Below are 4,581 nucleotides of genomic sequence, written 5' to 3' on the forward strand. Positions count from 1 at the left end.
CGGTGTTGTGTGGGGGTGGGTGGGGGGGGGGGGGTGGGGGTGGGGGTGGGGGGGGGGGGGGGGGGCGCGCCCCCCCCCCCCCCCCCCCCCCCCCCCCCCCCCCCCACCCCCACGTTAAATCACGCAAATATCCTAACCCGGGCATCCGCGCCCGAAAGAGCCCTTTGTGGATAGTCAAGGACTGTCGCGGGCTCACTCAGGAGTCGCGGCCGCCGTCCAACCAGGCCCGAAGGCGTCCTTCACCGCATCAGACACAGCGAAGGGAGCCTTCGCCCCACCACTGAAGGTCGTGGCCGGCACCGCAAGCAGGTGACTAATTGCGGGGGTGCCGGTCCAGGTACGCGGCATAGACCGGCGCCGTCCTGGCCTCGGCCCAGTACGCTTCGACCACCGCCGAGATCAGCTCCGCCCGCCGTCCCGCCACGAAGGTCTCCTTGTTCCAGGCGAGAACATGCCTGCGCGGCAACACATCCCCGCGCAGCGGCCGGGTCACCAGGCCTTGGTTCCGCGGGTCGCAGATCGGCTGCGAGAGCCCGATCGCGCCGGATCGGACCACCAGCAACGCCACCTGCTGCGAAGTCACCTGATGGGCGACCGACGGGCTGAACCCGTGCCGCGCGCAGGTCTCCACGAAGTACCTGGTGAACGTGGCCGCCGAGGAATCGGACACCATCACCCACGCTTCGTCCCGCAGCGCACGCAGCTCGATGGTCTCCTCGCCCGCCAGCGGATGGTCTTCCGGCAGCAGCACGAAGGTCGGCTCGGTCACCACGATCTCGGTGTCCACGTTCGCGGGGATTTCGAGCTCGTAGCCCGGATAGTCCTTGACCAGCCCCAATTCCGCCCGCCGCTGAGCCAGCAAGGGCAGTAGCCGCTCGGGATGGTCGTCGTGCACGACCTGCACCTCGGAAACCTCCGGCCACAACCTGGTCACCAGCGAAGGCAGACGCGCCACCAGCGCACTCGCCACCGCCGCCACCCGGACGACGCCGGGCGGGCCGCTCGGGCAGACGCGCTGCTCGATGTCTTCGAGCAGTTTGTCCAGCTGTGGCAGCAAAGCGGCGGTGCGGCGCAACAGCAGTTCGCCCATCGGCGTCGGTGTCACACCGCCTTCGCGCCGCTCGAACAGCTGATAACCCAGCATGTTCTCCAGCCGTTTGAGTTGCGCGGAAACCGCGGGCTGGGTGACGCCGAGAGCGATCGCGGCACGGGAAAGGCTGCCCGTGTCCGCGATCGCCCGGATCACCCTCAGGTGGTGGACATCCAGTTGTACGACGTCGAACTCCTTTGTCACGAACGGGTTTTCGACCCGTCGAAAGAAGTCATGGCCGGGGGAAGCACCGCGGCCGCGGTCCGTCTGCCGAGCAGAATATACAGCAGAAAAGCAGCCGAAACGGAATTCACGGTGGGAATTCCCCACGGCAGCCAAATGCCCACCGCCGCGCCCGCCACCCAGCAGATCAGCCCGCCGGGAACCCACGACGGACAGGTCGAAGGCAGGTCCCCGGACGCGCGGGTGGCGTCCAGTTCCGGTTTCCAGCGCCGGACCACGTAGTACTCGGCGATCACCACCCCCGCCACCGGCGGCGTGAGCACGCCGACCCAGGTCAGGAAGGCGGTGAAATGGTCGAGGATGCCGATCGCGGAGAGCACCGTGCCGAGTCCGCCGAGCAGCAGGGTCGCGGTCGTGCGGTCCAGCCGCCGGGACAGCAGCACCTGGACGGCGTTCACCAGCCCGAGCGAGGACGAATAGAGGTTCCAGTCGTTGATCTTCAGGATCGCGGTGACCAGGATCAGCGTGCCGAGCACCCCCGACGACGAGGTGATGATCCCGACCACGTCGGCGCTTTTCGCCGCGTGCGCGAGCAGCACCCCGATCAGGCCGATCAGGTACTGGCCGAGGGTGACGCTGACCAGCGTCTGCTTCACCACGTCGGACGCGGTCCGGTTGAACCGGGTCATGTCCGGGGTCATGATCGCGCCCATGATGAACGCGCCCGCCACCAGCGTGGTGCCCTGCGCCAGCGACATCGAGGGCCCCGGCGGCGGCTCGGACATCAGCCTGGGCAGCGAATGGTCGTCGAGCGCGGTGACGATCGAAAAGCCCGCCAGCGCGAGGAAGGCGGGCACCGTCAGATACGCCGTCCAGGCCATCGCGTGGAAGCCGAACACGACGATCGCGGTCACCAGCGCGCCGCCGGCGAGCGCCCACACCCACACCGGCGGGCCGCCCATCAACGCGTGCAGGCCATGGGCGAACACGTCGTTCTGCACGCCGAACCAGCCCGCGAGGCTCACCGTCATCAGCAGCCCGACCAGCGAAGACCCGCCGGTGCCGAAGCCCGCCCAGCGCGCGAGCATCGACGTCGAAAGTCCTTCCCGGGTGCCCGCGACACCCATCAGGATGGTGATGATCTCCAGCAGGACCGAACCGATCGTGATGGCCAGCACCGCGTCCCAGAACGTCATGCCGAAGCCGAGCACCGCGCCGAGCAGGAACTGGTGGAACGAGGACACCTGCCCGAACCGTTGCAGTGCGACGGAAATCCAGGAGTAGCGGCGTTCGGCGGGCACCCGGCGCAGGGAGAAGTCGTCGTGTTCCACGGTCACTCCACCCGTTCCGGGACGGCCTGCTCCAGCACGACGAAGCCCTGACCTGGCAGTGGCCGCCAGGAGAGTTCGCCGCGGTAGAGCCGTTCGAGGAACGGGACCCGCTGGTGATAGGCGAACACGGAACTGCCGACCCCGGCGACGGCGACGGTGCCGACGAACATCGGCAACTCGGCCAGGAAGTACCGGACGGCGCTGCGCAGCTGGTCAGGCGTGGGATGTTCGCCTTCGGGCAGCCGCCGGTCCAGCACCCAGCCCGTGGCACCGAGGCACTGCCGGGCGAACTCCGGATCGGTGGCGAACCGCCGGTGTGCCTCGGAAAGCAGGCCCAGATACGCGGGATCGGTTTCGAGCACCGCGGTGTCCAGGATCAGGGTGTGCGGATCCGCCGGGCAGACCTGCTGCAACGCGCGGACGATCTTGTTGCGCGTGTAATTGCCTTGCCGCAGTGCCTTCTGCGCGGCGCGCACCGGGTCGTAGCCGAGCGCTTCGAGGGTGAACGCGGACGGCCCGTCCGGGACGAAGAAATGAAAACCCCGAAAGGCCGACATGGCCCAGCGGGCGAGATCGGCGATACGGTCCACGGTGAAATAGCTGTTGAACGGGCTGACGCCGAGGCAAACGTGCTCGGCCCGCGCCAGCGGATCGGCGCAATGCTCGGTGAGCGGCAGTGGTCGCGGCAAGACGGCTCCTGAATCGCGGGATATGCGGGAGAAGAGGCGTCGACCGAACGTAGCCATCGCTCGATGGCACGGGTATTGCCACCGAATGTTGTCATCGGATTATGAGAAATCGCCGCTCTCGACTTTCGGAGGTGCCGGGCGCGAACGGGGCGCGGTATACGAAGTCATGGAGATTCAGGTTCGGCATCTTCGCGTGCTCTGTGAGATCGCTTCCCACGGCAGCCTGAACCGCGCCGCCGCCGGACTGGGGCTCGGGCAGCCCGCGCTCAGCCACCAGTTGCGCCGGATCGAGCGGATGGTCGGCGGCCCGCTGTTCCACCGTGACCAGCACGGGGTGCGGCCCACCGAACTCGGTGCCCTGATCCTGCGGCGGGCGCGGGCGATCGTGCTCACCTTCGACGAACTGGAGCACGACTTCCACCGGCAGGAACCCGAGACCGGCGAATCGATCAGGATCGGCTGGAACGACAGCGCCATCACGGGTTCGCTGCTCGGCGGACTGCGCGACCTGCGGCCGGGCGAACCGTTCCGCACCCGCGCGGACACCTCGCGCACCCGGCTGCTCGCGCAGGTCGCGAACCGGGGCATCGACCTCGCGCTGATCATGATCTGCGGCAGGCGCGGCCTCCCGGTGCCGCCGGAGGTGCGGACCATGACCCTGGTCGAGGAGCCGTCGTTCGTCGCGCTCCCCGCCGGACACCCGCTCGCCGGCGAAGAGGAGATCGAACTCGCCGAACTGGCCGGGGAGGACTGGATCGTGTCGAGCGGCGGTGACGGCTGCCGCGTGGTGTTCCGCGAAATGTGTCTCTCGCACGGTTTCGACCCGCGGATCACCCACGACGTCGACATCGACACCGCACGGGAAGACCTGGTCAGCGGCGGATACGGCGTCGGGCTGGTCCAGCCGACCCGGCCACCGTCGGACGGACTGGCCATCCGGCCGCTGGCGGGCGCGCCGATGTGCGTGCGGCATGTGCTCGCCTGGCGGGAGGACGGCCCGTGCGCGCCCGGCGTCCCGGAACTCGCCACCGAGGCGACGGCCGGATATTGGCGGCTCGCCGAGCGGACGGCGCCGTACCGCACCTGGCTGCACCGCCACGGCAGGCTGGCCGCCGGATAGTGACGGGTAGGGCAAAGGCGGCAGGTCGCGGCAGGGGTGCGGTAGCCGTCGCTGAAACCCAGGGGCGAGATGCGTCGGGGGAACCACCTGAGCGGGCCCCCGGGGGCCCCAAAATGGTGTTGGGGGAACCGCCGGGCCCCCCCCGCGCCCGGAAAACCCCCCCCCCCC

4 protein-coding genes are annotated in these 4,581 nt (G+C 69.1%); 1 reads left to right on the forward strand and 3 read right to left on the reverse strand.

Annotated elements, in window-relative coordinates:
* Window positions 1-313 precede the first annotated feature (313 nt).
* From ACIHAO_RS20625 to ACIHAO_RS20635, 3 genes are read right to left on the reverse strand one after another with little or no spacing between them, the layout of a single operon-like run.
* Window positions 314-1,294, reverse strand: a complete 981-nt coding sequence (locus ACIHAO_RS20625; RefSeq protein WP_396560070.1) for a LysR family transcriptional regulator — start codon at window positions 1,292-1,294, stop codon at window positions 314-316.
* Window positions 1,291-2,604: a purine-cytosine permease family protein gene (locus tag ACIHAO_RS20630; RefSeq protein WP_396560072.1), complete on the reverse strand. Its 1,314-nt coding sequence runs from the start codon at window positions 2,602-2,604 to the stop codon at window positions 1,291-1,293. The genes ACIHAO_RS20625 and ACIHAO_RS20630 overlap by 4 nt, the downstream gene beginning before the upstream one ends.
* Before the next feature lie 2 nt (window positions 2,605-2,606).
* On the reverse strand, window positions 2,607-3,293 hold the full coding sequence (locus ACIHAO_RS20635; protein ID WP_396560074.1) for a tRNA-dependent cyclodipeptide synthase: 687 nt from the start codon (window positions 3,291-3,293) through the stop codon (window positions 2,607-2,609).
* A 166-nt stretch (window positions 3,294-3,459) separates the two neighbouring features.
* Between ACIHAO_RS20635 and ACIHAO_RS20640 the strand changes: the two genes are divergently transcribed.
* Window positions 3,460-4,413, forward strand: coding sequence for a LysR family transcriptional regulator (locus ACIHAO_RS20640; RefSeq protein WP_396560076.1), 954 nt, complete (start codon window positions 3,460-3,462; stop codon window positions 4,411-4,413).
* Window positions 4,414-4,581: the final 168 nt, after the last annotated feature.

The organism is Amycolatopsis sp. NPDC052450, assembly GCF_044547565.1.
GTDB lineage: Bacteria > Actinomycetota > Actinomycetes > Mycobacteriales > Pseudonocardiaceae > Amycolatopsis.